The 25792-nt window shown below is 73.3% G+C and carries 24 protein-coding genes, 2 tRNA genes and 1 pseudogene; 12 read left to right on the top strand and 15 right to left on the bottom strand.

Annotated features, from left to right (window positions below):
• Nucleotides 1–65: 65 nt before the first annotated feature.
• Together IG86_RS0133120 and IG86_RS0133115 are read right to left on the bottom strand one after the other, a co-directional pair.
• Nucleotides 66–1409, bottom strand: a complete 1344-nt coding sequence (locus IG86_RS0133120) for a hypothetical protein (protein WP_051785553.1) — start codon at nt 1407–1409, stop codon at nt 66–68.
• A gap of 83 nt (nt 1410–1492) precedes the next feature.
• Nucleotides 1493–2776, bottom strand: a complete 1284-nt coding sequence (locus IG86_RS0133115) for an exo-beta-N-acetylmuramidase NamZ family protein (protein WP_030901929.1) — start codon at nt 2774–2776, stop codon at nt 1493–1495.
• Between the two features lie 95 nt (nt 2777–2871).
• On the opposite strand from IG86_RS0133115, the gene IG86_RS0133110 reads away from it, so the two are divergent.
• From IG86_RS0133110 to IG86_RS0133100, 3 genes are all read left to right on the top strand, one after another.
• Nucleotides 2872–3636, top strand: coding sequence for an SDR family oxidoreductase (locus IG86_RS0133110; protein ID WP_030901926.1), 765 nt, complete (start codon nt 2872–2874; stop codon nt 3634–3636).
• Complete coding sequence (locus IG86_RS0133105) at nt 3621–5369, top strand: AMP-binding protein (RefSeq protein ID WP_030901923.1); 1749 nt, start codon at nt 3621–3623, stop codon at nt 5367–5369. The genes IG86_RS0133110 and IG86_RS0133105 overlap by 16 nt, the downstream gene beginning before the upstream one ends.
• 67 nt (nt 5370–5436) lie before the next feature.
• On the top strand, nt 5437–6042 hold the full coding sequence (locus tag IG86_RS0133100) for a TetR/AcrR family transcriptional regulator (protein WP_030661506.1): 606 nt from the start codon (nt 5437–5439) through the stop codon (nt 6040–6042).
• On the opposite strand, the gene IG86_RS0133095 is transcribed toward IG86_RS0133100, so the two are convergent.
• Nucleotides 5981–7153 carry an alkene reductase gene (locus IG86_RS0133095; protein ID WP_030831796.1) on the bottom strand — a complete coding sequence of 391 codons (1173 nt, stop codon included), beginning with the start codon at nt 7151–7153 and terminating at the stop codon, nt 5981–5983. The two genes, IG86_RS0133100 and IG86_RS0133095, sit on opposite strands and share 62 nt — an antisense overlap.
• Nucleotides 7154–7206: 53 nt before the next feature.
• Here IG86_RS0133095 and IG86_RS0133090 point away from each other — a divergent pair, with 53 nt between their 5' ends.
• A complete protein-coding gene (locus tag IG86_RS0133090; protein WP_030831799.1) occupies nt 7207–7578 on the top strand; it encodes a MerR family transcriptional regulator in 372 nt (123 codons plus the stop codon).
• Nucleotides 7579–7587: 9 nt separating this feature from the next.
• Here IG86_RS0133090 and IG86_RS0133085 read toward each other — a convergent pair whose 3' ends face one another.
• The 7 genes from IG86_RS0133085 to IG86_RS0133055 all read right to left on the bottom strand — a co-directional run bounded on the left by IG86_RS0133085 (nt 7588) and on the right by IG86_RS0133055 (nt 12693).
• Nucleotides 7588–8802 (bottom strand): acyl-CoA dehydrogenase family protein, encoded by a 1215-nt coding sequence (locus IG86_RS0133085; RefSeq protein WP_030831802.1) that lies wholly within the window; start codon nt 8800–8802, stop codon nt 7588–7590.
• Between the two features lie 10 nt (nt 8803–8812).
• Nucleotides 8813–9871, bottom strand: a complete 1059-nt coding sequence (locus IG86_RS0133080; protein ID WP_030831805.1) for a phosphotransferase family protein — start codon at nt 9869–9871, stop codon at nt 8813–8815.
• A 140-nt stretch (nt 9872–10011) separates the two neighbouring features.
• Nucleotides 10012–10923 (bottom strand): MBL fold metallo-hydrolase, encoded by a 912-nt coding sequence (locus tag IG86_RS0133075; protein WP_030831806.1) that lies wholly within the window; start codon nt 10921–10923, stop codon nt 10012–10014.
• 147 nt (nt 10924–11070) lie between these two features.
• Complete coding sequence (locus tag IG86_RS0133070) at nt 11071–11367, bottom strand: hypothetical protein (protein ID WP_030831809.1); 297 nt, start codon at nt 11365–11367, stop codon at nt 11071–11073.
• Between the two features lie 82 nt (nt 11368–11449).
• Nucleotides 11450–11767 (bottom strand): DUF202 domain-containing protein, encoded by a 318-nt coding sequence (locus IG86_RS0133065; protein WP_030831812.1) that lies wholly within the window; start codon nt 11765–11767, stop codon nt 11450–11452.
• Nucleotides 11764–12162, bottom strand: a complete 399-nt coding sequence (locus tag IG86_RS0133060) for a YidH family protein (RefSeq protein ID WP_030661533.1) — start codon at nt 12160–12162, stop codon at nt 11764–11766. The genes IG86_RS0133065 and IG86_RS0133060 overlap by 4 nt, the downstream gene beginning before the upstream one ends.
• Nucleotides 12163–12171: 9 nt before the next feature.
• A complete protein-coding gene (locus IG86_RS0133055) occupies nt 12172–12693 on the bottom strand; it encodes an NUDIX hydrolase (RefSeq protein WP_030831815.1) in 522 nt (173 codons plus the stop codon).
• A gap of 84 nt (nt 12694–12777) precedes the next feature.
• Between IG86_RS0133055 and IG86_RS0133050 the strand changes: the two genes are divergently transcribed.
• Nucleotides 12778–14433, top strand: coding sequence for an FAD-binding dehydrogenase (locus tag IG86_RS0133050; protein WP_030901916.1), 1656 nt, complete (start codon nt 12778–12780; stop codon nt 14431–14433).
• Nucleotides 14434–14475: 42 nt separating this feature from the next.
• Here IG86_RS0133050 and IG86_RS0133045 read toward each other — a convergent pair whose 3' ends face one another.
• On the bottom strand, nt 14476–14901 hold the full coding sequence (locus IG86_RS0133045; protein ID WP_030831820.1) for an ASCH domain-containing protein: 426 nt from the start codon (nt 14899–14901) through the stop codon (nt 14476–14478).
• Between the two features lie 435 nt (nt 14902–15336).
• Between IG86_RS0133045 and IG86_RS0133040 the strand changes: the two genes are divergently transcribed.
• The 3 genes from IG86_RS0133040 to IG86_RS0133030 all read left to right on the top strand — a co-directional run bounded on the left by IG86_RS0133040 (nt 15337) and on the right by IG86_RS0133030 (nt 19580).
• Nucleotides 15337–16284: a hypothetical protein gene (locus tag IG86_RS0133040; protein ID WP_030831822.1), complete on the top strand. Its 948-nt coding sequence runs from the start codon at nt 15337–15339 to the stop codon at nt 16282–16284.
• A 99-nt stretch (nt 16285–16383) separates the two neighbouring features.
• Complete coding sequence (locus tag IG86_RS0133035; RefSeq protein WP_030831825.1) at nt 16384–17928, top strand: APC family permease; 1545 nt, start codon at nt 16384–16386, stop codon at nt 17926–17928.
• A 209-nt stretch (nt 17929–18137) separates the two neighbouring features.
• Nucleotides 18138–19580, top strand: coding sequence for an amino acid permease (locus tag IG86_RS0133030; RefSeq protein ID WP_030901913.1), 1443 nt, complete (start codon nt 18138–18140; stop codon nt 19578–19580).
• A gap of 86 nt (nt 19581–19666) precedes the next feature.
• On the opposite strand, the gene IG86_RS0133025 is transcribed toward IG86_RS0133030, so the two are convergent.
• Together IG86_RS0133025 and IG86_RS0133020 are read right to left on the bottom strand one after the other, a co-directional pair.
• Nucleotides 19667–19751 (bottom strand) — tRNA-Leu (locus IG86_RS0133025).
• 77 nt (nt 19752–19828) lie between these two features.
• Nucleotides 19829–19913: transfer RNA gene (locus IG86_RS0133020), tRNA-Leu, on the bottom strand.
• A 172-nt stretch (nt 19914–20085) separates the two neighbouring features.
• Between IG86_RS0133020 and IG86_RS0133015 the strand changes: the two genes are divergently transcribed.
• From IG86_RS0133015 to IG86_RS44800, 3 genes and pseudogenes are all read left to right on the top strand, one after another.
• The gene (locus IG86_RS0133015) at nt 20086–21411 is read left to right on the top strand and encodes a M20/M25/M40 family metallo-hydrolase (RefSeq protein WP_030655868.1); all 1326 of its coding nucleotides are present in this window, start codon (nt 20086–20088) and stop codon (nt 21409–21411) included.
• Between the two features lie 131 nt (nt 21412–21542).
• Nucleotides 21543–21776: a chaplin ChpH gene (chpH, locus tag IG86_RS0133010; protein WP_030655871.1), complete on the top strand. Its 234-nt coding sequence runs from the start codon at nt 21543–21545 to the stop codon at nt 21774–21776.
• Between the two features lie 198 nt (nt 21777–21974).
• Nucleotides 21975–22657: pseudogene (locus IG86_RS44800) on the top strand (chaplin).
• 40 nt (nt 22658–22697) lie between these two features.
• Here IG86_RS44800 and IG86_RS0133000 read toward each other — a convergent pair.
• Nucleotides 22698–22886, bottom strand: coding sequence for a DUF5703 family protein (locus IG86_RS0133000; RefSeq protein ID WP_030037337.1), 189 nt, complete (start codon nt 22884–22886; stop codon nt 22698–22700).
• A 47-nt stretch (nt 22887–22933) separates the two neighbouring features.
• Between IG86_RS0133000 and IG86_RS0132995 the strand changes: the two genes are divergently transcribed.
• A complete protein-coding gene (locus tag IG86_RS0132995; protein WP_037849590.1) occupies nt 22934–23614 on the top strand; it encodes a hypothetical protein in 681 nt (226 codons plus the stop codon).
• 59 nt (nt 23615–23673) lie between these two features.
• Here IG86_RS0132995 and IG86_RS0132990 read toward each other — a convergent pair.
• On the bottom strand, nt 23674–25792 hold a 2119-nt coding region (locus tag IG86_RS0132990; protein ID WP_030901907.1), incomplete at its 5' end, for an ATP-binding domain-containing protein.

Raw genomic sequence — 25792 nt, 5'->3', positions numbered from 1 at the left:
ATGCCCGGTCCGGTGCGGGCGCATGCGGGGGCGGACGAGGCGTGCCGGTGGCACATGGCCGGAAGTCAGCGCCCCATGCGCCCCGCGGTCACCACCACGCGGGCCAGTTCCTCGTGGCAGATGTCGCTGTGCGCCCCCGAGGGGGCGCCGCCGCGCCGTACGACGGAGCCCGCGTCCACGCTGACGCAACCGGCCGTGGGCACCCCCTCGCGCAGGGCGGTGTCCAGGCTCAGCCGGGGCGCTCCCGGCACGGCCTGGACCCCGTCGTGCCCGATCGCGCCCCACCGCTCGTCGAAACCGAGCAGACCGGCCGAATCACCCGCCATCCGGGACGCCAGCGGATAGAAGACCTTCAGGGCCGAGTCGTGGGGGGAGTGGCAGGCCACCACCGGCCCGTCGACCTTCCGGTGGAGGCCGCGCAGGGCCCCGCCGCGGCCCTTGTCGTGCGGCAGCCGGTCGGCGAACGCGTAGTGGGAGAAGGCCCCCTGGAGCAGGGTCACGGACCTCACGTACCGGGCGCCGTCCGGCACCGCGCGCAGCGAGAAGGACACCACCCGCGCCCCGAAGCTGTGGCCGATCAGATGGAACCGCATCGCCGGACGGCCCGCCGCCAGCTCCGCCAGTACCGGCCCCAGCCCCCGCTCGCCGACCACCCCCGCCCGCTTCTTCATCTTGTAGTACGTCGCCTGCCGGAGCAGTTCCTTGGCGCCGCCCCACAGTCCGCCGGGGCCCCCGCCGACCGTGAGCCCGGGCCCCTCACCGCCGGCGGCCACGGCCCCGGACGCAGCCCCGGCCCCCGCCCCGGCCCTCGCCAGCGCGAGGGAGAGGGCCCGGCAGACCTCCAGCACATCGTCCGTGAAGATCGCGGGGACCGCCGGCGCGGCCAGCGCGTGCACCGCGTCCACCCCGGCCAGCTCCCGTACGAGCGCCCCGAACTCGATGAAGGCCGCCGCCGACTCCGGCCGCTCCGCCAGCAGTTCCGCCAGCCGGTCCAGCTCCGTGCCCCGCCCCGGCCAGAACCCTTCGAGAGCCTGCCGGGTGACGGGGTCGAGCGCGCAGCCGTAGCCCGGTTCCGCGAGGGCGCCGGGCGCCTCGAAGTCGGGTATCGGCTCGTCGGAGAACCGCATCGAAGGCCACACGACACCCACGTACCCCAGCCGCACCCCTGGCCCCACCAGCGCGGGGAAGGGTGCGAAGAACCGGTCGTAGAGCCGGACCGCCGTGGACCGGTCGCTGTTCCAGCCGTGCGCGAAGACGAGCACGTCCGTCGCCTCCATCCGGGCCACCGCTCCCTGCGTGGCGCGGTCCACGTCCCCTTCGGAGTCGAAGGTCAGCTCCGCGTACGGCCCCACCCCGATCCCGGCTGCGCTCCCCGCCCTGAAGCCGAACCCGCCAACGACGTCCGCCATGACGTCCCCCTTCACGCCGTGCCTCCGGTGCGGCCAGCATCCTGCTGCGGCGCCCGCCCGGCCAGCCCCCCGGCGCGACCGCCTCAGGCATAGAGCAGGTACTGCGCGCGCACCGCCTCGAAACGCGCCAGCCCCGCCGCCCAGTCGCCCGCGACGTCCTCCACCCCGGCGCCCGCGTCCACCAGCACGCGCACCCGGTCCGAGCCCGTCAGCCGGTCGATGAAGTGGTCCGCGCGCCAGCCGAAGCCGCTCCACACCCTGCGTGCGGTGACCAGCAGCCCGATGCCGGACCGTACCGGGTCGAAGGCCTCCCGGTCGTGCACGATCAGCCGGACCCCGCCGCACACCTTCCCCACGTGCTTGGAGAAGGTGGGCGTGAAGTACGCCTCCCGGAACCACACCCCGGGCAGGCCCAGCCCGTTCGCCGCCTCCGCCCAGCGCCGGTCGACGCCCTCCGCGCCCAGCACCTCGAAGGGCGTGGTCGTCCCGCGCCCCTCGGAGAGGTTCGTCCCTTCGAACAGGCAGGTGCCGGCGTACGCGAGGGCCGTGTCCGGCGTCGGCATGTTCGGGCTCGGCGGCACCCACGGCAGCCCGGTCTCCCCGAAGAACGACCCGCGCCGCCATCCGGACATCGCCACCGTGGTCAGCCGGACCGGGGCGTCGCCCAGGAACTCGCCGTTGAAGAGCCGCGCCAGCTCGGCCGCCGTCATCCCGTGCGCGAGCGCGATCGGCTCCCGGCCCACGAAGCTCGCGTACGGCCGCTCCAGCACCGGCCCCGCGGCCCGCCGGCCGCCCACCGGATTCGGCCGGTCCAGGACCACCACCGCCTTGCCGGCGAGGGCGGCCGCGCGCATGCAGTCGTAGAGCGTCCAGATGTAGGTGTAGAAGCGCGCCCCGACGTCCTGGACGTCGAAGACGACGGTGTCGATCCCGGCCGCCGTGAACACGTCGGCGAGCCGCTGCGCGCTCTTGTCGTACGTGTCGTACACCGGCAGCCCGGTCGCCGGGTCCCGCGAGGCCCCCTCGGCGTCCCCGGCCTGCGCCGTCCCGCGGAAGCCGTGCTCGGGCCCGAACACCGCGACGAGGTCGACCCGTTCGTCCGCGTGCAGTACGTCCACCAGGTGGCGGGCGTCGGCGGTGATCCCGGTGGGGTTGGTGACCACCCCCACCTTCTGCCCGGCCAGGACGGCGTATCCGTCCGCCGCGAGCCGCTCGAAGCCGGTACGCACCCGGCCTGCCGCCCGCGGCGCGCCGACCCCGCCCGCACCGGCGGCTCCGGCGGTACCCGCCGCGCCCAGGGCGCCCACCCCGCCCGCCGATCCCACGGCCCCGGCAAGCCCCAGCACCCCGCGTCGCGACAACGTCATCCCGGGATGCTAAGTCACCGCGCCCCTTTCGCCCCGACATACCGACTGGTTAGTCTGCCCAGATCCGCAACCGGCCGTACGAGAGGTGTGATCCCGTGAGCGCGTACCAGGACCAGCGAGTCGTCGTCACCGGCGCGGGCGGCGGCATCGGCGCCGCGCTCGCCCAACGCTTCGCGGCCGAGGGCGCCACGGTCGTCGTCAACGACCTCGACCCCGCCCGGGCCGCCGCGGTCGCGGGCGGGATCGGCGCCCGCGCGATCCCGCTCCCGGGCGACGCCTCCCAGGTCGTGGCCGAGGCCCGCGAGGCCCTCGGCGGAACGGTCGACGTCTACTGCGCCAACGCCGGACTCGCCTCGGGCGGCGACGCCGGAGCCGAAGAGGCCGTCTGGGAAGCGGCCTGGGACGTCAACGTCATGGCTCATGTCCGCGCCGCCCGGCTGCTGCTGCCCGACTGGCTGGAGCGGGGGAGCGGCCGGTTCGTGTCCACCGTCTCGGCCGCCGGCCTGCTGACCATGATCGGAGCGGCCCCGTACAGTGTCACCAAGCACGGTGCGCTCGCCTTCGCCGAATGGCTCTCGCTGACCTACCGGCACCGCGGTGTCCAGGTCCACGCCATCTGCCCGCAAGGAGTGCGCACCGACATGCTGACCGCCGCGGGCTCGGCGGGCGAACTCGTCCTCGCGCCGACCGCGATCGAGCCGGAAGCGGTCGCGGACGCGCTGTTCGACGGCATGGAGAAGGGCCGCTTCTTGATCCTCCCGCACCCCGAGGTCGCGGACTACTACGCGGTCCGCGCCACCGACCCGGACCGCTGGCTGAGCGGCATGAACCACCTCCAGCAGACATGGGAGACCCGGTGACGTCCACCTCCACCTATGCCGCCCAGCCCTGGCTCGGCCTGCTCTCGCCGGCCCAGCGGGCGCCCGTCGCGCCGCCGCCCACCGTCCTGCACGCCTTCCGCGAGGCCGCCGCCCGCGCCCCCGAACGCACCGCGCTCGCCTACTTCGACGGCCGGATCGGTTATGCCGAGGCCGACGCGCTCTCCGACTCCGTGGCCGGCCACCTCGCGGCCCGGGGGGTCCGCCGCGGCGACCGGGTCGCGGTCATGCTCCAGAACACCCCGCACTTCGCGCTCTCCGTCCTCGGTGCCTGGAAGGCCGGGGCCGTCGTCGTCCCCCTGAACCCCATGTACAAGGCGGGGGAGGTCGGCCACGTCCTGCACGACTCCGGGGCCGCCGCCCTCGTGTGCGACGGCCGCGCGTGGACGCAGTACCTGGGGGAGGCCGTGCGGGGCAGCGCCGTCCGCAGCGTCCTGACCGCCTCGGACCGCGACTTCCAGACGCGTGACGACCCGCGGATCTTCGAACCGGGACCCCAGGACCCCGCGCCGGTTGCGGCCTCCATACCGCACCAGCAGACCGGGCCCGCGGACGACACCGCCGCCGGACCCGCCCGGCCCGCCGGCCCGCACACCGCCGACCTCGCGACCGTGGCCCGCCGGGGCCACCGCGCCCCCGACGGCCCCGACCTCACCGCCGCCGACATCGCCCTCATCAGCTACACCTCCGGCACCAGCGGCACCCCCAAGGGCGCGATGAACCCGCACGGCGCGCTCACCTACAACGCCGTACGCCAGGTCACCTCCCACCCCATCCCCGAGGGCGCCGGCTACTTCGCCCTCGCGCCCCTCTTCCACATCACCGGCATGGTCTGCGAGCTGGCCGCCTGCTTCGTCAACGCCGGCACCCTCGTCGTCGCCCACCGCTTCGACGCCGGCGCCGTCCTCGACGCCTTCCTGGAGCACCGCCCCGCCTACACCGTGGGCCCGGCCACCGCCTTCATGGCCCTCGCCGCCCACCCCGCCGTCACCCCCGACCACTTCGCCTCCTTCCAGATCATCTCCTCCGGCGGCGCCCCGCTCCCGCCCGCGCTCGTCGAACGCCTGCGAGCGGCCTTCGGCTTCTACCTGCGCAACGGCTACGGCCTGACCGAGTGCACCGCCCCCTGCGCCACCGTGCCCGCGCACCTCGAAGCCCCCGTCGACCCCGCCTCCGGCACCCTCTCCGTGGGCCTGCCCGGCGCCGACACGGTCGTGCGCATCCTCGACGAGCACGGGGACGAACTCCCCATCGGCCGGACCGGCGAGATCGCCGTCCGCGGCCCCCAGGTCGTGCCCGGCTACTGGGGACTGCCCGCCGAAACCGCCGAGGCCTTCCCGGACGGCGAACTGCGCACCGGGGACGTCGGCTTCATGGACCCGGACGGCTGGCTGTACGTGGTCGACCGCAAGAAGGACATGATCAACGCCTCCGGCTTCAAGGTCTGGCCGCGCGAGGTCGAGGACGTGCTCTACACCCACCCCGCCGTCCGCGAGGCCGCGGTGGTCGGCGTCCCCGACCCGTACCGCGGGGAGAACGTCAAGGCGTACGTGAGCCTGCGCCCCGGCACCTCGGCCGGGCCCGAGGAGCTGTCCGCGTACTGCGCCGAGCGCCTCGCCGCGTACAAATACCCGCGCCAGGTCGAGATCCTGCCTGTCCTTCCCAAGACGACCAGTGGCAAGATCCTGCGACGGGAACTGCGCGACCGCGGCTGAAAACAGTCGGACGGTCGTACAGCTGGTCGCAGCGACCAGGCAGAACGAGAAGAGGAAGGTCAGCACCATGGCGGCCAGGACCACGGAACCCGCAGGCACGCACGAGGCCCCGGTACCGCAGCGGCTGCTGGCCGTCGCCACCCGGCTGTTCGCCGAGCGCGGCTACGACCGCACGTCCGTCCAGGAGATCGTCGAGGCGGCCGGGGTCACCAAGGGCGCGCTCTACCACTACTTCGGCTCCAAGGACGACCTGCTGCACGAGGTGTACGCGCGGATGCTGCGCCTGCAGCAGCAGCGTCTCGACGCGGTGGCCGCCTCCGACGCCCCCGTCGAGGAACGCCTGCGGGCGGCGGCCGCCGACGTCGTCGTCACCACCATCGAGAACCTCGACGACGCCATGATCTTCTTCCGGTCGATGCACCAGCTCAGCCCGGAGAAGTTCAAGCAGGTGCGGGCGGAGCGCCGGCGCTACCACGAGCGCTTCCGGGCGCTGATCGAGGAGGGGCAGCGGACCGGCGTGTTCTCCACCGCCACCCCCGCCGACCTGGTGGTGGACTACCACTTCGGCTCCGTGCACCACCTGTCCACCTGGTACCGGGCGGACGGCCCGCTCACACCGCAGCAGGTCGCCGACCACCTCGCGGACCTGCTGCTGCGGGCACTGCGGCCCTGATCCCGGCCGGATCCAGCGACGGGTAGTCGGTGTAGCCCTCCGGCCCCTGGACGTACATCAGGAACTCCGGCCGCACCTCGTTGAGCGGCGCGCCCGTGCGCAGCCGCTCCACGAGGTCGGGGTTGGCGAGGAAGCCGCGGCCCAGCGCGATCAGGTCGGCGCCGGCGGCCAGCAGGCGTTCGCCGCGCCGCGCGCCGCCGTCGGCCGCCACCTCCTCGCGGGAGAGCGCCGGGTTGGCGATCAGCGTGCCGGGCCAGGCCCTGCGGATCTCCCCGAAGAGCGGCAGGTCCGGGTCGGCGTACACCTGGTGCAGGTAGACCGGCCCGAGCTGCGCCAGCGCCGGGACCAGCGCCCGGTAGACCGCCTCGGTGTCGCCCTCCTCGATGCCGTTGACGTCCAGCCCGGGGGAGATCCGGACGCCGACGCGCTCCGCCCCGACGGCCTCGATCACCGCCCGCACCACCTCCACGGTGAAGCGGATGCGGCCCTCGACGGACCCGCCCCAGCCGTCGGTGCGGCGGTTGGTGTTCCGTGCGAGGAACTGGTGGAGCAGGTGGCCGTTGGCGGAGTGCACCTCCACGCCCGCGAACCCGGCCTCGACGGCGGCGCGCGCGGCCTCCGCGAAGTCGGCGATGGTGGACCGGATGTCCTCGTCCGTCATCTCCCGGGGCGTCACCGCGTCCCGGAGCCCGCCGGGCGTGTGCAGCGGCTCGGGGAACCGCACCGCAGACGGGGCGAGCGGGACGTGCCCGCTGGTGTCGGGGTGGCCGACCCGGCCGCCGTGCTGGAGCTGGAGGAACATCCGCCCGCCCGCCGCGTGCACGGCGTCGGTGACCCGGCGCCACCCCGCTACCTGCGCCGGTGTGTGGATGCCGGGGATGTGGGGGTAGGTCTGGCCGACGGCGTTCGGTGTCGCCGCCTCGGCGATGATCAGACCGGCCGAGGCGCGCTGCGCGTAGTAGGTGGCCATCAGCTCGCCGGGGACGCCGTCGGCGCCGGCGCGGTTGCGCGTCAGCGGGGCCATCACCAGGCGGCTGGGGAGATCGAGGGCGCCGAGGCGGGCGGGGGAGAAGAGTCGGGATGCGGCGGGAACCCACTGTGTCTGCGTCATGCCCGGTACCGTAAAACCTGACACTGATGTCAGATTCAAGACCTGGGGGGACCGTGCGGATCGGGGAACTGGCGGCGCGCACCGGCGTGGGCGAGCGTTCGCTGCGCTACTACGAGGCACAGGGGCTGCTGGCCTCCGACCGCACCCCCGGCGGCCACCGGGACTTCTCCGAGCGGGCCGTCGACCGGGTCATCCGCATCCAGGAGCTCTACGCGGCCGGTCTGAACAGCGCGAAGATCGGGCAGATCCTGCCCTGCATGCGGGACGAGGACGGCGGCCCGTCGGTGCGCGCCACACCGGCGCTGGTGGCCGAACTGGCCGGGGAGCGGGAGCGGATCGACCGGATGATCGGCGAGCTGATCCGCTCCCGCGAGGTGCTGGACGAGGTCATCGCGGCCGCGGCGGGCCGCACCACGACGCCCTGACGGACCTCTCTACATGTAACGCTTCAGTTCGCGCCGGGCCAGGGACCGCTGGTGCACCTCGTCCGGTCCGTCGGCCAGCCGCAGGGTCCGCGCCGCCGCCCACAGTTCGGCCAGCGGGTAGTCCTGGCTCACCCCGCCCGCACCGTACAGCTGCACCGCGTCGTCCAGGATCCGCACCACCGCCCGCGGAGTCGCGATCTTGATGGCCTGGATCTCGGTGTGCGCCCCCCGGTTCCCGACCGTGTCCATCAGCCAGGCCGTCTTCAGCACCAGCAGCCGCGACTGCTCCACCGTCACCCGGGCGTCCGCGATCCAGTTCTGCACGACGCCCTGCGCGGCCAGCGGCTTGCCGAAGGCCGTACGTTCCACCGCCCGCCGGCACATCAGCTCGACGGCCCGCTCCGCCATGCCGATCAGGCGCATGCAGTGGTGGATGCGGCCCGGGCCGAGCCGCGCCTGGGCGATGGCGAAGCCGCCGCCCTCCTCGCCGATCAGGTTCGCCGCCGGGACCCGCGCCCCGTCGAACACCACCTCGGCGTGGCCGCCGTGGTCGTGGTCCTCGTACCCGTACACCGTCATGGCCCGGCGCACCTCGACGCCCGGGGTGTCCCGCGGGACCAGGACCATCGACTGCTGACGGCGCGGATCGGCGCCCTCCGGGGCGGTCTTGCCCATCACGATGAAGACCGCGCAGTCCGGGTTCATGGCGCCGGAGATGAACCACTTGCGGCCCGTGATCGCATATTCGTCCCCCACCCGCTCGATCCGGGTCTCGATGTTCGTCGCGTCCGAGGACGCCACCTCGGGCTCCGTCATGGCGAACGCGGAGCGGATCTCGCCGTTCAGCAGCGGCTGGAGCCACTGCTTCTTCTGCTCCTCGCTCCCGAACTGCGCCAGCAGCTCCATGTTCCCGGTGTCCGGGGCCGCGCAGTTCGTCGCCATGGGCGCCAGGTGCGGGCTGCGGCCGGTGATCTCCGCCAGCGGGGCGTACTGGAGGTTGGTCAGCCCCGCGCCGTACTCCGAGTCGGGCAGGAAGAGGTTCCACAGGCCCTGACGGCGTGCCTCGGCCTTCAGTTCACCGAAGACGGCCGGGGTTTCCCAGGGCGAGGCCAGCCGTGCGCGCTGCTCGGCGGCGACGGGCTCCGCCGGATAGACGTGGTCCTCCATGAACGCGAGCAGCCGCTCGCGGAGTTCCTCGGTCCGGGCGTCGAATGCGAAGTCCATGCTGCGTGCCTCAGCCTTCCTGGCCGTTTTCGAATGGATGGAGGCCCTGGAGGGTGGTCAGTCCGTGTTCGATGAAGACCGGAACCAGCTCGCCGATCCGGTCGAAACCCGCACCGACGGTCTGCCCGAGCGTGTAGCGGTAGTGGATGCCCTCGAGGATCACCGCGAGCTTGAACCAGGCGAAGGCCGTGTACCAGGCGATCGCACCGGTGTCCCGGCCGGACCGGGCGGCGTACCGCTCGACCAGCTCGGCGGGTGTCGGATGGCCGGGAGCCCCGCTCGTCGTGCTGACCGGGGACGCGGTCAGGCCCAGATCGGAGCTGTACATCACCAGCAGCCCCAGGTCGGTCAGCGGATCCCCGAGCGTGGACATCTCCCAGTCCAGGACCGCCCGGATCGTGTCGTCCGGGCCGCCGATCAGCACGTTGTCCAGCCGGTAGTCGCCGTGCACCACGGTCGGGGCGGGGGAGGCGGGCAGCCTGCGGCCCAGGGCGCCGTGCAGCTCGTCGATCCCGGCGAGCTCGCGCCCCCGGGAGGCCGCGAGCTGCTTGCCCCAGCGCCGCAGCTGCCGGTCGAGGAAGCCCTCCGGCCGGCCGAAGTCGCCCAGACCCACCGCCTCCGGGTCCACCGCGTGCAGCTCGACCAGCGTGTCCACCAGCCCGAACACCGCCCTCCGGGTGCGCTCCGGACCGATCGCGGCGAGCTCGCCGGCCGTGCGGTACGGCACCCCGTCCACGTACTCCATGACGTAGAACGGCGCCCCGAGCACGGACTCGTCCTCGCACAGCAGCACCGGCTCCGGCACCGGCACGGCCGTGTCGTGCAGCGCCGCGATGACCCGGTGCTCGCGGCGCATGTCGTGGGCGGTGGCCAGAACGTGCCCGAGCGGCGGCCTGCGCACCACCCAGCGGGCGGACCCGTCGGTGATCTCGTACGTGAGATTCGACCGGCCGCCCTCGATCAGACGGCCGCGCAGCGCACCGGACACGAGTCCCGGCCGGGCCCGGTCGAGATGACCGCGCAGCCGCTCCAGGTCCAGGCCTCGGGGATCGGCCGGGGCTGAGGTCATGGTGCGCACCTCCGTGCGGGGAGTTGACGACGAGGGAACGAACGGGCGGTGCGTCGGCGCACCACCCGCACGCCATCATGCCGACCAGTCGGTATGCCGTCCAGAGGGCGGGCCGAAAGAACACCTCCGGCCCGCCGGCCTCACGCGTGACAGAGGATCGGCGTACCGCCGTTCATCACCGTCATGTCCCGCAGGACCGCCAGGATGTCCAGCGGCGCGCCCTCCGGCTCCCCGGCCAGCTCCGCGTACGCCCGGTGCACGTTCGCCACGAGCCGCTCGCTCTCCCGCCACGCGGCGAACTCGCCGAGATCGGCCTGCCGGGCCACCTCCAGCGGGCTCAGCCCCTTGGCGTGCCCCTCCCGGGCCAGCTCGGCCACGTACCGCAGGTAGCGCTCGGTGGAGTCGTAGGCCGACGGGTCGGTCAGCGGTCCGTGGCCCGGTACGACGGTCTCCGCGTCCAGCGACCGCAGCAGCTCCAGCGCCCGCAGGGAGCCGGCGAGCGAGCCCATCGCCAGGAACGGCGTGCCCCCGGCGAAGACCAGGTCCCCGGTGAAGACGACCCGCTGGGCGGGCAGCCACACGACCGAGTCCCCGGTGGTGTGCGCGACGCCCGGGTGGACGATCCGCACCTCGGTCCCGCCCACGTGCACGGTCGCCCGGTCGCCGTAGGTGAGGTCGGGAGCGGTGATGTCTATCGCGCCGAAGTCCGTCGCGGGCCAGATCATCTCCAGCTGGTGCCCGGCGGCGAGCTGCTCGGCCCGCGCGTTCTCGTGCCCGAGGACCAGCGCCTCGGGGGTGAAGACGGAGTTGCCGTAGGTGTGGTCGCCGTGGTGGTGGGTGTTGACCACGGTCCGGGGGAGCGGCACCCCGGCCGCCACGACCGCCTCGCGCAGCGCCAGGGCCCGCCGCTCGGTGGCGGCGGTGTCCACGAGCAGGGTCCGGCCGCCGTCGCTCACGAAGCCGGCGTTGTTCAGGCACCAGCCCCCGTCCGGCTGGACGTAGGCGTACACCCCCGGCGCGGGCTGGACGAGGTACGGGTCATCGACGGACATCTGCGCTCTCCCCGGGTCGCTTTGACAGGCGCTCAGCATCCTGTCAGCCGTCGCCGCGCCGGGGGAGAGCGGGTCGCCGCCCCGGCCGGAGGGGCCCCGGTCGGGGCGGCCACCCCCTGGAGCGGCGCCGGTCAGGAGCGGCGCCGGTCAGTGGTCGTCGTAGTGCCCGTCGTGCTCGGCGTGCCGGTGACCGTCGTGCAGGTAGTCGACGTGGTCGCCGTGCCGGACCGTCTCGTGCCCGCAGTCCGCGCCGTGCGCGTGGGCGTGGCCCTCGTGAGCGGTGTGCCCGGCCGGCTCGCACTCGTCCCAGTGCCCCGAGTGCTCCCGGTGCAGGTGGCCGTCGTGCGCGTAGTCGACGTGGTCGCCGTGCGGGACCGCCTGGTGGCCGCAGTCCGCGCCGTGGGCGTGCTGGTGCGTGGGGTGTTCGTGGTGGAGGGTCGTCATGGCGCCGAGACTAGTGCGAATGGTCGGCTATCGCCCGTTGTGTCCCGATCGGTGGGAGAAGTGGGACGATCCGGCAGTCGGGTCAGAGGATGACCGCCATCGCGAAGACCGCCAGCGCCACCGTGCACCCCACCACGGCCAGCGCCGACCGGGGCGCCAGCCCCGGCGGCCGGCCGGTCGCCAGCGCCCGGATCCTGCGGTGCGCCACCCACAGGAACACCAGCCAGATCAGCACGATCACCGCAGCCCCGGCCACCTCCGTCGACGAACCGGACCCGCGCAGCGCCTGCCGCAGCGCCAGCACCGCCACCACCGAGGACGCCAGCGTCGTACGCCGCCACGCGAGCCGGGTCCGCTCGGGCTGCAGCCCGGCATCGCGGTCCGTGCCCGGACCGCTCACCGCCCCGACGTCCAGCCCAGCAGCACGACCACCACCATCGCCACCGCGACCAGCCCGACGCCCAGGCTCAGCACCACCGGGAACCGCGACAGCGGCAGGTCCTCGTGCCGCCGCATCGCCCGCTCGCAGCGCACCCAGTGGTTCACCGCGCGCAGCGCGCAGGCGGCGCCGACCGCGAGCAGTGCGAAGGCCATCCCGACCCGCACCCCCCACCGCAGGTCGGGCAGGAACTGGTCGACGGCGAAACCGCCGCCGACCAGGGCCAGCGCGGTCCGGATCCAGGCGAGGAAGGTGCGCTCGTTGGCCAGCGAGAAGCGGTAGTCGGGGGTGTCGCCCTCGTCCTTCAGCCGCGACGGCGCGAACCACAGGCGTACGTCCTTGGCGAAGTCGATCACCTGATCAATCTACTGGCGGGAACCGCGATGCGCGCGCAGCCGCCGGTAGGCCTCCAGCCCGTCCGGGACCCAGGGCCACTGCCCGTCCGCGACCCGCCGGTCCAGCTCCTCCCGCGTGAGGAAGGTGTGCCAGTCCACCTCCGAGACCTGCGGGGACACCGGCAGGTCGCACCGCACCTCGTGCACGTACGACCACCAGGCCCCGCCCGGGCCCTCGTACAGGAACTTCAGCAGCGGCTCCGGCTGCGCCAGCCCCCGCACCCCCAGCTCCTCCTCGGCCTCCCGCAGCGCGGCCCGCCCGTAGCTCTCGCCGGTGCCCAGCACCCCGCCCACGAACATGTCGTAGTGCGAGGGAAAGACGAGCTTCGACGCGGTGCGCCGGTGCACGAAGATCCGGTCCTCCGCGTCCCTGGCCAGCACGAACACGCAGCGGTGGATCAGCCCGCGGGCGTACACCTCGCCCCGCGGGGCCTGCCCGGTGACCCGGTCCTGCCGGTCCACCACGTCCAGCACTTCATCAGCGGCGCTCACGGGTTCATCCAACCACCGCTGTTGACTGGTTACCGCTCCGTAGCAAAGGATCTGCCCCACCATCGACGGAGGACGGGTATCCGCATGACGTACGACGCAGACGTGATCGTGATCGGAGCCGGGCTCGCGGGCCTCGTGGCCACCGCCGAGCTCGTCGACGCGGGCCGCAAGGTCATCCTGCTCGACCAGGAGCCGGAGCAGTCCATCGGCGGCCAGGCGCACTGGTCCTTCGGCGGTCTGTTCTTCGTGGACTCGCCCGAGCAGCGCCGGATGCGGATCAAGGACAGCCACGCCCTCGCCCTCCAGGACTGGCTGGGCACCGCCGGGTTCGACCGCGAGGAGGACGCCTGGCCACGCCGCTGGGCCGAGGCCTACGTCGACTTCGCGGCCGGCGAGAAGCGCCCCTGGCTGCACCGGCAGGGCGTCCGCTTCTTCCCCGTCGTCGGCTGGGCGGAGCGCGGCGGCTACGACGCCAACGGACACGGCAACTCCGTCCCCCGCTTCCACATCACCTGGGGCACCGGCCCCGGCCTGGTGGAGCCGTTCGAACGGCGGGTCCGGGCAGGCGTGGCCCGCGGCCTGGTCCGCCTGGCGTTCCGCCACCGGGTGACCGGGCTGTCCGCCACCGCCGGCGCCGTGGACACCGTGACCGGCGAGATCCTGGAGCCCTCCGACGCCGTACGGGGCACCGCCAGCGGCCGCGAGGCCACCGGGTCCTTCTCCCTGCGGGCCCAGGCCGTGATCGTCACCAGCGGCGGCATCGGCGGCAACCACGACCTCGTGCGCGCTCAGTGGCCCGCCCGGCTCGGCACCCCGCCGCAGCGGATGCTCTCCGGGGTCCCCGCGCACGTCGACGGCCTGATGCTGGGCATCGCCGAAGCGGCGGGCGCCAGTCACATCAACAAGGACCGGATGTGGCACTACACCGAGGGCATCCAGAACTGGAACCCGATCTGGGCCAAGCACGGCATCCGCATCCTCCCCGGCCCGTCCCCGCTCTGGCTGGACGCCACGGGCAAGCGCCTGCCCGTACCGCTCTTCCCCGGCTTCGACACCCTCGGCACGCTCGACCACATCATGAAGACCGGCCACGACCACACCTGGTTCGTGCTCAACCAGCGCATCATCGGCAAGGAGTTCGCCCTCTCCGGCTCCGAACAGAACCCGGACCTCACCGGCAAGTCGGTGCGCGACGTCATCACCCGGGCCCGCCAGGCCGTACCCGGCCCGGTCAAGGCCTTCATGGACAACGGCGCCGACTTCGTCGTCGAGCGCGACCTCTCCGCCCTCGTGCGCGGCATGAACGCGGTCACCAAGGAGGACCTCCTCGACGAGGCCGCCGTCCGGCGCGAGATCGTGGCCCGCGACCGGGAGATCGCCAACCCCTTCACCAAGGACCTCCAGGTGACCGCCATCCACGGCGCCCGCAGGTACCTCGGCGACAAGCTGATCCGCACCGCCGCCCCGCACCGCATCCTCGACCCCGGGGCCGGCCCGCTGATCGCCGTACGGCTCTCCATCCTCACCCGCAAGTCCCTCGGCGGCCTGGAGACCGACCTCTCCTCCCGGGTCCTGACCGGGACGGGCGAACCGCTGCCGGGCGTCTACGCCGCCGGCGAGGCGGCCGGATTCGGCGGCGGCGGGGTCCACGGCTACCGCGCCCTGGAGGGCACCTTCCTCGGCGGGTGCATCTTCTCGGGCCGCGCGGCGGGCCGGGCCGCGGCCCGGGCGGTGGGCTGAGACTCGGCCCCGCCCCCGGGTCTGCGCCCCCGTCCGGGGGCGTCAGACCAGTCGCTCGGTGACCCGGAACCGCTCCGCGACGACGAGGGTGTCGTCGTCGACCGTGAACCCCGGGTCGCCGATCACCGTGCGCACCGGCTCGCTGTGCCAGAACTCCTCGTGTGCCGTACGCCATTCGGCCACCGACGTGTATCCCTCCCCCTCGTCGAGGGCGTGCCCCAGCCCCACGTCGGCGAGCCGCAGCACCTCCACGGCCGTCACCTCCACCACCGCCACCCCGCGCTCGCCGGAGTCGACCAGCAGGGACCGCGTGCCGGGCTCCGGCAGCGGTTCGCGCTCCGCCTCGTACTCCGCGAGCAGGCCGGTGGTGCTGGTCTTCGCCCCGCTCAGCACGGCCGCGACCAGCTGGTCGCGCAACGGGCCGGGGAAGCCCAGCAGGTACGGGGGAAGATCGTCATATGCAGTCATACGGCCACCCTACGGCGCGGCCCGAGGCCGCCCGGAACGAATATCGCCCGCCCAACTGGTACGACCGCCAAAGCAGTTGAAACCCGCCACGCAGTGGACTGGACCTTGACTCGGAGCTGCGCGTACCGCTTTGCTGTGCGTGATCACCGGAGTGCTCACCGGAGTCCCGCCCGAATCCGCCCGAGCACCCGGCGCCCCGTCGCAGTCCCCTCGGAACTCCACCGCGGTCCCACCCGCAGCCCCACCGGAGATCCGTCACAGCTCCACCGGCACGATCCCGCGGCCTCGCGGCCGAGCCACGCGCGTGCTCCCTGCGCGCGGGCGGCCGCCGCAGCCCCGCCCCCCGACCCGACCCGACCGCCGATCCGCGATCCACACCCCACGATCCCCACCCCCGACCCCCGTCCGCCCGCGTCCTGGAGGGAAACCCCGCGGATGTCCCCGCCTCCGCCGCCCCTCGGCCGCGCCCGCAAGCGGGAAGCCCAGCTCTTCGACCCGGCCCTCTGCGACGCCGAACTCATCGACGTGCGCTCCCAGTTCGCCCAGGGGCGCTGGGCCAGGGTCCGTTCCCTCCTCGTCGGCACCGGCGACGACTGGGACCGCCGGGGCCACCGCGTCGTCGTCCTCGCCCAGACCCCGGCGGCCACCGCCTGGGCCCGCGAATGGCTGCTGGCCGAACCGGACAGCGCCGACGCCGCCACCCTCCTCGCCTGCGCCGCCGTCTTCAGCGCCCTGCGCCACAAGGGCACGCCGGCCGCCGCCGACGAGGCCTGCCGCCGGGCCGCCGCACTGCTCCCCGACGACCCGACCCCGTGGCTCGGACTGCTCCTGCTCTCCCGCGGCTTCGGCACCGAGGAGGAGTTCAGCCGCCACTTCGACCAGGTCCGGGCCCGCCACCGCGAGCACCACCACGCCCACCACCTCATGGTGGCGAAGCTGGCCGAGCGCACCCTCGCTCCCGGCCAGGACCCGCTCCACGAGGTCTACGACTTCGCGGCCTGGGCCGCCGAGGAGTCCCCGGCCGACTCACCGCTGGCCGTGCTCCCCGTCGTCGCGCACGCCGAGCGCTACCGCGTGCTCGCCGCCACGCACGGCCACACCCCCGAGGCGGCCGCGGCCCACTGGGCGGGCCGCCGCGCCCGCCAGGTCCTGCGCTCCGCCTTCGACTGGTGGCTGGAGTGGGAGCGCGACGACCACCCCCGCAACCGGGTCGACCTGAACTTCCTCGCCCACGCCAAACTCTGCGAGGGCCGCCCCGCCGAGGCCGCCGCGCTCTTCCACCGCATCGGCAGCCACGCGACCCGTGCCCCCTGGTCCTATCCCGACCGGGACCCGCAGAAGGCCTTCCTCGCCGCGCGCAACGTCGCGCTCGGCACCGCCTGACCCCCACAGCGCCCCACCCACGGAACGACCGCAGGCACGACCCCCAGGCACCACCCCGCTCCGCCCCCGAGAGAACCGCGCCCCCGAAAGGACGCCGCCATGCCGACGGGCAGATCCACCACGCTCCAGGAACCGGCCGAGATACGCACCTACAAGGGCCAGGACCGCGCGCTGCGCGCCGACCGCCTCGGCACCGCCGGCCTGCTGCTCTCCGTACTCGCCGCGAGCGCCCCCCTGATGGTGGTCGCGGGCGTCATGCCGACGACCTTCGGTCTGATGGGTGTGGTCGGCCAGCCCCTGCTCTTCGTCATCCTGGGCCTCGTCCTCGCGCTGTTCAGCGTCGGCTACGCCGAGATGAGCCGCCACGTCCACAACGCCGGCGCCTTCTACGCGTACATCGCCCGCGGCCTCGGCCCCACCGCCGGCGCGGCCGCCTCGCTCGTCGCCCTCGTCGCGTACAGCGCCATGCAGGTCGGCGTCTACGGCATCCTCGGCTTCGAGATCTCCGGCCTCTTCGCCACCTACCTGGACACCGAGCTCGCCTGGTGGATCCCCGCCCTGCTCGCCGTAGCCGTCACCGGCGCGCTCGGCTGGCTCAAGATCGACCTCAACGCCAAGGTCCTCGGCGTCCTCCTCCTGATCGAGTGCGCCCTCGTCGTCGTCTTCGACGCCGCCGCCCTCGCCGAGCCCGGACCCGAGGGCCTCTCGCTGCACGCCTTCAACCCCGAGACCCTCAGCGGGGCCGGCCTCGGCACCGCCCTGTGCTTCTGCATCGCCGCCTTCGTCGGCTTCGAGCAGTCCCCGGTGTACGCCGAGGAGACCAGCAGGCCGCACATCGTCGTCTCCCGCGTGATGTTCCTCGCAGTCGGCTTCGTCGCCCTCTTCTTCGCCTTCAGCGCCTGGGCCCTCACCGTCGCCACCGGCCCCGGCGAAGTCGTCAGGACCGCCGGCGAAGCCGGCCCCGGCCTGCTCTTCCAGCTCACCGAGTCCCGCCTCGGCGCCACCTTCACCGACGTCCTGCACGTCCTCTTCGTGACCGGCATGTTCGCCGCCATGCTCAGCTTCCACAACGTCGTCGCCCGCTACGCCTTCGCCATGGGCCGCGAGGGCCTGCTCCCCGCCGCCTTCGGCCGCACCAACGCCGGGACCGGCGCCCCCGCCACCGGCTCGCTGCTCCAGACCGGCATCGCGGCCCTCGTCGTCATCGCCTTCGCCGTCACCGACGACCTGCCGGCCGGCGACCCCACCGCGCCCGTCCTGCACCTGTTCACCTGGATGGGCAGCGTCGGCGCCCTCGGTGTGACGCTCCTCATGGCCGCCGCCTCCTTCGCCGTGATCGCCTTCTTCGTCCGCCGCGGCACCGCCGGCGCCCAGGTCTGGCGGCTCGTCGCGGCCGGCGCCGCAGGCCTCGCCCTGCTCGCCATCGCCGCCTACACCGTCAAGGACTTCGGCGTCCTCGTCGGCGCCGAGAAGGGCTCCGCCCTCAGCTGGGTCCTGCCGGGCATCATCGGCGCCGCCGTCGTGGGCGGACTGCTGTACGGGGCCCTCCTGCGCCGCAGCCGCCCCGAGGTCCACGCCCGCATCGGCCTCGGCAACGAGGCCTTCCGCCTCGACCAGGCGGCCGAGGGCACACCCGGCGACTGACCTCGCTTTCCAGCTCCGACGAAGCCCCCGACGCCCGTTTCCAAGGTCGTCGGGGGCTTCGGCGTACAGGGGGCGATTTTGGCGGCTGGCCGAGCCTCGTGGTCTCCTATGGCGATCAAAACACCCGGAACGCGTCACAGGGGACACCACCCAGCTCCCCTGCGAGGCCGTCCGGGCTGCCTGTCCCACCCACGAAGGCGAAGTCATAGATGAGTGACCGCACCATGACCGAGGCACCCGCCCCGGCGTCCTCCCGCCATGTCGACGCGGGTGACGAGGGCTACAGCAAGGACCTGAAGTCCCGCCACATCAACATGATCGCGATCGGCGGAGCGATAGGCACCGGCCTGTTCCTCGGAGCCGGCGGCCGCCTCGCCGGCGCGGGCCCCTCGCTCGCGATCGCCTACGCGGTGTGCGGCGTCTTCGCCTTCTTCGTGGTCCGGGCCCTCGGCGAGCTCGTCCTCTACCGGCCCTCCTCCGGCGCCTTCGTCTCCTACGCCCGCGAGTTCATGGGCGAGAAGGGCGCCTACACGGCCGGCTGGCTGTACTTCCTGAACTGGTCCACGACCACCGTGGCGGACATCACGGCCGCCGCGGTGTTCGCCCACTACTGGTCCGCGTTCACCGACGTCCCCCAGTGGGTCCTGGCGTTCATCGCCCTCGCCATCGTCCTCACCGCGAACCTGATCTCGGTGAAGTACTTCGGCGAGATGGAGTTCTGGTTCTCGATCGTCAAGGTCAGCGCCCTGGTGATCTTCATGGTCGTCGCCATCTACCTGGTCGCCACCAGCCACCCGATCGACGGCCACACCCCCGGCCTCGCGACGATCACCGACAACGGCGGCCTCTTCCCCTCCGGCGTGATCCCGATGCTCATGGTGGTCCAGGGCGTCGTCTTCGCGTACGCCTCCGTCGAGCTGTGCGGCGTCGCCGCGGGCGAGACCGAGAACCCCGAGAAGATCATGCCGAAGGCGATCAACTCCATCATGTGGCGCGTCGGCGTCTTCTACGTGGGCTCGGTCGTCCTGCTGGCCCTGCTGCTCCCGTACACCGCCTACTCCGCCGACCAGTCCCCGTTCGTGACCGTCTTCGACAAGCTGGGCATCCCCGGCACCGCCGGCATCATGAACCTGGTCGTCCTGACCGCCGCCCTCTCCTCGCTGAACTCGGGCCTGTACTCCACCGGCCGCATCCTGCGCTCGATGGCCCTGTCCGGCTCCGCCCCCAAGTTCACCGGCGTCATGAACAAGGGCAAGGTCCCCTACGGCGGCGTCCTGTTCACCGCCGCCTTCGGCGTCGCCGGCGTCGGCCTGAACTACTGGATGCCCGGCGAGGCCTTCGAGATCGTCCTCAACCTCGCCTCCATCGGCATCCTCGGCACCTGGGGCATGGTCATGCTCTGCTCGCTCTTCTTCTGGCACCGCTCGAAGAACGGCCTGGTCTCCCGCCCGTCCTACCGCCTGCCCTGGGCCCCCTACACCCAGATCGTGACCCTGCTCTTCCTCGTCACGGTCCTGGTCCTGATGTGGAGCGACGGCGGCGTCGGCCGCACCACGGTCATGCTCCTCCCGGTCATCGCCGCCGCCCTGGTCGGCGGCTGGTTCCTGGTCCGCGGCCGAGTGGCGGCCCTCTCCGCCGCCTCCCGCGACTGACGTCCCCCGGACGCCCCACGAGGCCCCCCGAGCCGTGCCGGCGCGGGGGGCCTCGCCGCTGCCGTGGCACCCCGCCCGAGCCCCGGTGTCCGAGGGGGGACTTGAACCCCCACGCCCGATAAAGGGCACTAGCACCTCAAGCTAGCGCGTCTGCCATTCCGCCACCCGGACCGGGTGTGTGTCCTGCGTCCCTCGCGGGCCGTTGCGACGAGCGAAACACTACCAAACATTCCGGGGCCGCCGCCGGGTGTCCGAGGGGGGACTTGAACCCCCACGCCCGATAAAGGGCACTAGCACCTCAAGCTAGCGCGTCTGCCATTCCGCCACCCGGACCGGGTGTGTGTCTCGCGTCCCTCACGGGCCGTTGCGACGTGGAAAACATTACCAAACGGCGGGGGGTCCTCGATCACACCCCCCGACGGCCGGGGATCGCCCTTGGGGAGAGCGGCCCGGGGCGCGAGGATGGGGACGTTCGGTACTGAGTGGATCAGTGGGAGGAAGCAGCGTGAGCGAGTCGAGCGCGGGCAAGACCGTTTCCGGCGAGGACGAGGTCGTCGACCTCTGCCGGGACCTCATCCGGATCGACACCAGCAACTACGGGGACCACTCGGGCCCCGGGGAGCGCAAGGCGGCGGAGTGGGTCGCCGAGAAGCTCGCCGAGGTCGGGCTGGAGCCGCAGATCTTCGAATCGCACAAGGGCCGCGCCTCGACGGTGGCGCGGATCGAGGGCGAGGACCCCTCGCGGCCCGCGCTGCTGATCCACGGGCACACCGACGTGGTTCCGGCCAACGCCGCGGACTGGACGTACGACCCGTTCGCGGGCGAGATCGCCGACGGCTGCCTGTGGGGCCGCGGCGCCGTCGACATGAAGGACATGGACGCGATGACGCTGGCCGTCGTCCGCGACCGGATGCGCAGCGGCCGCAAGCCCCCGCGTGACATCGTGCTGGCCTTCCTCGCCGACGAGGAGGCCGGCGGCATCTACGGGGCCCGGCACCTCGTCGACAAGCACCCGGGGCTGTTCGAAGGCGTCACCGAGGCGATCGGCGAGGTCGGCGGCTTCTCCTTCACGGTGAACGAGAACCTGCGGCTCTACCTCGTGGAGACGGCGCAGAAGGGCATGCACTGGATGCGGCTCACGGTGGAGGGCACCGCGGGCCACGGCTCCATGACCAACAACGACAACGCCATCACGGAGCTGTGCGAGGCCGTGGGCCGGCTCGGCCGCCACCAGTGGCCGGTGCGCGTGACCAAGACCGTACGGTCCTTCCTGGACGAGCTCTCGGACGCCCTGGGCACCCCCCTGGACCCGGACAACATGGACGCCACGCTCGCCAAGCTCGGCGGCATCGCCAAGATGGTCGGCGCGACCCTGCGCAACTCGGCCGCCCCGACGATGCTCGGCGCCGGCTACAAGGTCAACGTCATCCCGGGCCAGGCGACGGCCCACGTCGACGGCCGCTTCCTGCCGGGCTACGAGGAGGAGTTCTTCGCGGACCTGGACCGCATCCTCGGCCCCCGCGTGAAGCGCGAGGACGTGCATGGCGACAAGGCGCTGGAGACGGACTTCGACGGCCGGCTGGTCGAAGCGATGCAGGGCGCCCTGAAGGCGGAGGACCCGATCGCGCGTGCGGTCCCGTACATGCTCTCGGGCGGCACGGACGCCAAGTCCTTCGACGACCTCGGCATCCGCTGCTTCGGCTTCGCGCCGCTGCAGCTGCCGCCGGAGCTGGACTTCGCCGGGATGTTCCACGGCGTGGACGAGCGGGTGCCGGTGGAAGGACTGAAGTTCGGGGCGCGGGTGCTCGACCGATTCATCGACAACGCCTGACATTCGAGAAGGTGTGCGCATTCCACTGAGAAGAGTGAATGCACTCATACGCTCGTAGCCCTGGTGATCCCTCCTCGTTACAGGTGGTGCGGTCCGCGGCTGGGACCGCACTTTGCCTACTAGGAGGAACAATGCTCAAGAAGGTTGTCGCCGCTGCGGCTGCCACCGGTGGTCTGGTTCTCGCGGGTGCGGGTCTGGCCGTCGCCGACGCGGGTGCCCAGGGTGCGGCCATCGGCTCCCCCGGCGTCCTGTCCGGCAACGTCGTCCAGGTCCCGGTCCACATCCCGGTCAACGTCTGCGGTAACACCGTGAACGTCATCGGCCTGCTGAACCCGGCCTTCGGCAACACCTGCGTCAACGCCTGACGCATCTGAAGTCTTCGGCCCCGGAGCGCATTCCAGCGCTCCGGGGCCACCGGGCTTTTCCGGCCCGGAACCACTTTTCGGCGTACCAGGCGGGGGAGCCTGGACGGCCGGCCTCCGAGTGCCGGCCGACACGTACACACCAGGGGACGAGTACAGATGCGACGACCGGCACAGGTCACCAGGAAGACCCTGATCACCATGGCTGCCGCGGGGGGTGTCCTCGCTCTGGGCGGGGGCTACGCACACGCGGACGCCGGCGCGACGGGGCATGCGAAGAACTCTCCGGGCCTGCTGTCCGGGAACACCGTGCAGGCGCCCGTGGAGGCGCCGGTGAACGCCTGCGGCAACACCGTGGACGTCATCGCCTTGCTGAACCCGGCCTTCGGCAACAACTGAACCCCGGGAACCCCGGGAACCCCGGGAACCCCGGGAACCCCGGGAACCCCGGGAACCCCGGGAACCCCGGGAACCCCGGGAACCCCGGGAACCCCGGTAACCCGGGCAATCCCGGTAACCCCGGTAACCCCGGGAATCCGGGTAACCCCGGGAACCCGGGCAATCCAGGTAACCCCGGTACCCCGGGCAACCCCGGCAACCCGGGTACGCCCGGTAACCCCGGCACCCCGGGCAACCCGGGTACGCCCGGAAACCCCGGCACTCCGGGCACCCCCGGCACTCCGGGCAACCCGGGTACGCCCGGAAACCCGGGTACGGGTTCGGTCACCCCCGTCACGCACCCCGGCCCGGGCAGCGGTACCGAGGCGCACCCCGGGCTCGCCGCCACCGGTGCCGGTGACGTCCTGACCGCAGGCCTCCCGATCGCGGGCGGCCTGCTGCTGGCCGGCACCGTGCTCTACCGGCGTTCCCGGAACGCCGCCTGACGGTTGCCCACGACGCGGGCCCCGCCCCCGGGGCCCGCGTTCACCAGGTCGCGCGGACCTGGCGGATGATCCGGCGGCGCAGCCGCACGCGGCGGCTGCCGTCCCGGTGCAGGCTCAGCCGGTCGATCTCCCAGTTCCCGTACTCGGCATGGTCGGTCAGCAGGCGGGTCGCCTCCTTGCGAGGGACCCCGCGGGGCACGTACACGTCGACAAATTCGTATTCCGGCATCGCATCTATTGTGCGGGCAGAGCCCTGCTACGGATAGCGTCTGCTCTATGTCTGATGCCGCTCTGCCCACTGTTGCCGAGGTCCGCGCCGCCGCCGAGGCGGTCAAGGCCGCGCTCGACCGCCACCTCGCCGCGGTCGAGCGCAGGATCGGGGACGAGGATCCGGACGTCTACGCCGCCTTCAACGAACTCGCCGCCGCCGCCGAGGAGTACGACGAACTCCTCTACGACCGCTACGACGAAGTCACTCCCTTCGAGATCCCGACGCCCGAGGACGGCGTCCCGTACACCGGCCCCGCCGAACCGGCCGCCTTCAGCGTGCTCATCCGCCGCGACTACGCCGTCGTCGAACCGGCGCGCCTGATCGCGCAGGCGGAACGGGTCGCCGCACACGACCGGGACGCCGACTTCGTCCAGGACGGAGGCACCGCCGACGCCCTCGGCGTCCTCTTCGGGGAGTACGAGCCCGACGAGATCGCCTCCCGCTACAAGGACTTCGGACTGGAGGAGGGCGACTCCACGCTCTGGATCGCCGCCTCGGAGGACATGGCGGAACCGGGGGAGTGGCTGGGCTCGCCCTTCGGGCACATCGACCCGCAGGACGTGCTGCACCGCTTCGACGTCAGCTCCGTCTTCGACGAGGAGGCCGACGAGTTCGAGGACGCCGACGACGCCGACGACGCCCGGGAGGAGGACGAAACCGCCCGGCCGGGCCTGACCCCCGCCTGACCCCCGACGCGTGCCGGCACCGCGGCCTCCCTCCCCTCGGGGCGGGAGGCCGCTGCCGTCTACTGCTCCGGCTGTCCGCCCGCCGCCGCGAGCGCCTTCAGCAGGCCCGTCAGCCGCGTCGTACGCGGCTTCGGCAGCACCTCGGCGACCGCGCGCGGCAGGGCCTGGTCGACACCGTGCACCACCGACAGGTGCCGCTCGGCCCGCCCGAACGCCGTGTAGACCCAGTCCCGCGACAGGGCCTGCGCCGCGTCGCCCGGCAGCACGACCACCACGGCCGGCCAGCGCGCCCCGACCGCCTGGTGCGCCGTCACCGCCCAGCCGTGCCGCACCTGGGACTCGACGAGATCCTTCGGTACGACGACCAGTGCTCCCGCGCGGTCCAGGTGCAGCCCCTGGGCGTCGGCCGACACCACACGGGCCGGCAGGGCCCGCCCCGGGGACGGCACATGGACCACCCGGTCGCCGGGGTCGAAACCGCCGAACCGGCCCGGGCCGGGGTTGAGCCGCTCCTTGAGCGCGGCGTTCAGCGCCCGTGTCCCCGCGGACCCGCCGTGCCCCGGGGTGATCACCTGCACGCTGTCCGCCGGGATCCCGAAGGCCCGCGGCACCGACTCGGCCACCAGCTGCACCGCGCGGTGCACGGCCTCCCCCGCGTCCTGCACCGGGACGATGACGACCTCCTTGCCGGGGGCGTCGACCTGGTTCAGCTCTCCGATCCCCACGCCGGAGACGAGCTCGCCCACGGGTCCGGGGTCCGGGGTGCGGGAGACCAGCTGGGGGCACGTGCGCGCCGCCAGCACATCGGCGAACACCCGGCCCGCGCCCGCGGAGCCGAGCACCGCGGGGTCTCCGGACAGGACCAGCCGGGCCCCGTCCGCCACGCCCTCGACCAGCGCGGCCGCGTTCTCCACGTCCAGCTGCGGAGCGTCCAGCACGACCAGCAGGTCCAGCGCGAACTGCCCGTCCGCGTCCCGCCCGGGCCCCTCCTGGCCGGACAGCAGCTCCGCCACCGTCACCGAATCGGCGCCACCGGGGGCGTGCGCCGCCACGCAGACGCGCAGGCCCATGTCACGGGCCGCGGCGGCCAGCGCGAGCGGTTCGGCCCGGGCGGCCTCGCCACCCGTATGAGTGACCAGACCATGGCCGGCGACCGCACGGATCAGCTCGGCGGAGGACCGGTCCGGTGCGGCCGCGGCGGCCTGCTCCCAGTCCGCCGGGCCGTCGAAGGTGCCGGCCAGCCGGGCCAGGCCGTCGGCCAGGCTCTCCTCGGCCATCGCGGCGCCCTCCAGGCCCACGAGGATCCGTACGGGCTGCTCCTCGCCCTCCTCCACCGGCGGGCCGAGGGGTTCGTGGAAGACCAGTACCGAGGCCTCCGCGATGGACTGCTCCAGCGCCTCGGCCGGATCCGGCACGCCGTACTGGGCCAGGGCCTTCTCCAGGACCGGAGCCTCCAGCGCGGTGTGTCCCTTCAGGCCCGCCTGGGCCAGCAGCCAGCCCACCAGGACGGTCGTGCGGCGCCCGTCCCCGGGCCCGGCCGCCGCGCCCAGCAGGGCGCGGGCGAAGCCGTCCGCCTGTGTCGGACGCACGGCCGGGACGGCCAGCAGCCGCCACGGGTTCTCCGCGAGCTCCTGCGCGGCGCCGTCGCCGAGGGCCGCCGCGACCGGGCCCGCCAGCGACTCGGGCGCGCCACCGCGGGCCAGGACGGCCCGTACGCCGTCCACGGCGTCGGCGGAGGGTGCGGCGGGCGCGGCCGCCGGCGCCGGGGCGGCCGGGCGTGGCGCCGGGGGAGCGGGGGCCGCCTTGCGGGGGGCGGCCGGCGCGTCGTCGAAGTAGGCGGCGGAGGGCTTGCCGCCGCTCTCCACGGCCCGTACGGCGGCCAGCAGGTCGGCGGCCTTGCCGCTGAGCTTCGCGCCGGCCTCGACGGGGCCTTCGCGTTCGGCCTTGCGCCGGGCGATCCGCTCGCGCTCGATCTTCTGCGCGGCCAGTTCGGCCTGGGCCTCGCTGAGGCCGCCGCCCGCGGCGGGCTCGGCCCCGGCCGTGTCCGCGCCTGTGGCGGTCTCGGCCTCCGGCCCGCCCTGCGCTCCGGCCGAGTCGCCGGCGTCAGCGGTACCGGCCTCGGGGGTGGGCCCTGCGGGGCTTTCCCCCACCCCGCCCCTTCCCGAAACCCCGGGGGGC

The organism is Streptomyces virginiae (assembly GCF_000720455.1).
Classification (GTDB): Bacteria; Actinomycetota; Actinomycetes; order Streptomycetales; family Streptomycetaceae; genus Streptomyces; species Streptomyces virginiae.
This window is presented reverse-complemented; position numbering and strand designations above follow the sequence as displayed.

Coding starts and splice junctions, on each gene's coding strand:
- IG86_RS0133040 (WP_030831822.1), top strand. CDS start 15,337: ATGTCCCCGCCTCCGCCGCCCCTCGGCCGCGCCCGCAAGCGGGAAGCC.
- IG86_RS0133085 (WP_030831802.1), bottom strand. CDS start 8,802: ATGGACTTCGCATTCGACGCCCGGACCGAGGAACTCCGCGAGCGGCTG.
- chpH (WP_030655871.1), top strand. CDS start 21,543: ATGCTCAAGAAGGTTGTCGCCGCTGCGGCTGCCACCGGTGGTCTGGTT.
- IG86_RS0133035 (WP_030831825.1), top strand. CDS start 16,384: ATGCCGACGGGCAGATCCACCACGCTCCAGGAACCGGCCGAGATACGC.
- IG86_RS0133045 (WP_030831820.1), bottom strand. CDS start 14,901: ATGACTGCATATGACGATCTTCCCCCGTACCTGCTGGGCTTCCCCGGC.
- IG86_RS0133095 (WP_030831796.1), bottom strand. CDS start 7,153: ATGACGCAGACACAGTGGGTTCCCGCCGCATCCCGACTCTTCTCCCCC.
- IG86_RS0133105 (WP_030901923.1), top strand. CDS start 3,621: ATGGGAGACCCGGTGACGTCCACCTCCACCTATGCCGCCCAGCCCTGG.
- IG86_RS0133070 (WP_030831809.1), bottom strand. CDS start 11,367: ATGACGACCCTCCACCACGAACACCCCACGCACCAGCACGCCCACGGC.
- IG86_RS0133000 (WP_030037337.1), bottom strand. CDS start 22,886: ATGCCGGAATACGAATTTGTCGACGTGTACGTGCCCCGCGGGGTCCCT.
- IG86_RS0133080 (WP_030831805.1), bottom strand. CDS start 9,871: ATGACCTCAGCCCCGGCCGATCCCCGAGGCCTGGACCTGGAGCGGCTG.
- IG86_RS0133115 (WP_030901929.1), bottom strand. CDS start 2,776: ATGACGTTGTCGCGACGCGGGGTGCTGGGGCTTGCCGGGGCCGTGGGA.
- IG86_RS0133050 (WP_030901916.1), top strand. CDS start 12,778: ATGACGTACGACGCAGACGTGATCGTGATCGGAGCCGGGCTCGCGGGC.
- IG86_RS0133120 (WP_051785553.1), bottom strand. CDS start 1,409: ATGGCGGACGTCGTTGGCGGGTTCGGCTTCAGGGCGGGGAGCGCAGCC.
- IG86_RS0133075 (WP_030831806.1), bottom strand. CDS start 10,923: ATGTCCGTCGATGACCCGTACCTCGTCCAGCCCGCGCCGGGGGTGTAC.
- IG86_RS0133100 (WP_030661506.1), top strand. CDS start 5,437: ATGGCGGCCAGGACCACGGAACCCGCAGGCACGCACGAGGCCCCGGTA.
- IG86_RS0132995 (WP_037849590.1), top strand. CDS start 22,934: ATGTCTGATGCCGCTCTGCCCACTGTTGCCGAGGTCCGCGCCGCCGCC.
- IG86_RS0133030 (WP_030901913.1), top strand. CDS start 18,138: ATGAGTGACCGCACCATGACCGAGGCACCCGCCCCGGCGTCCTCCCGC.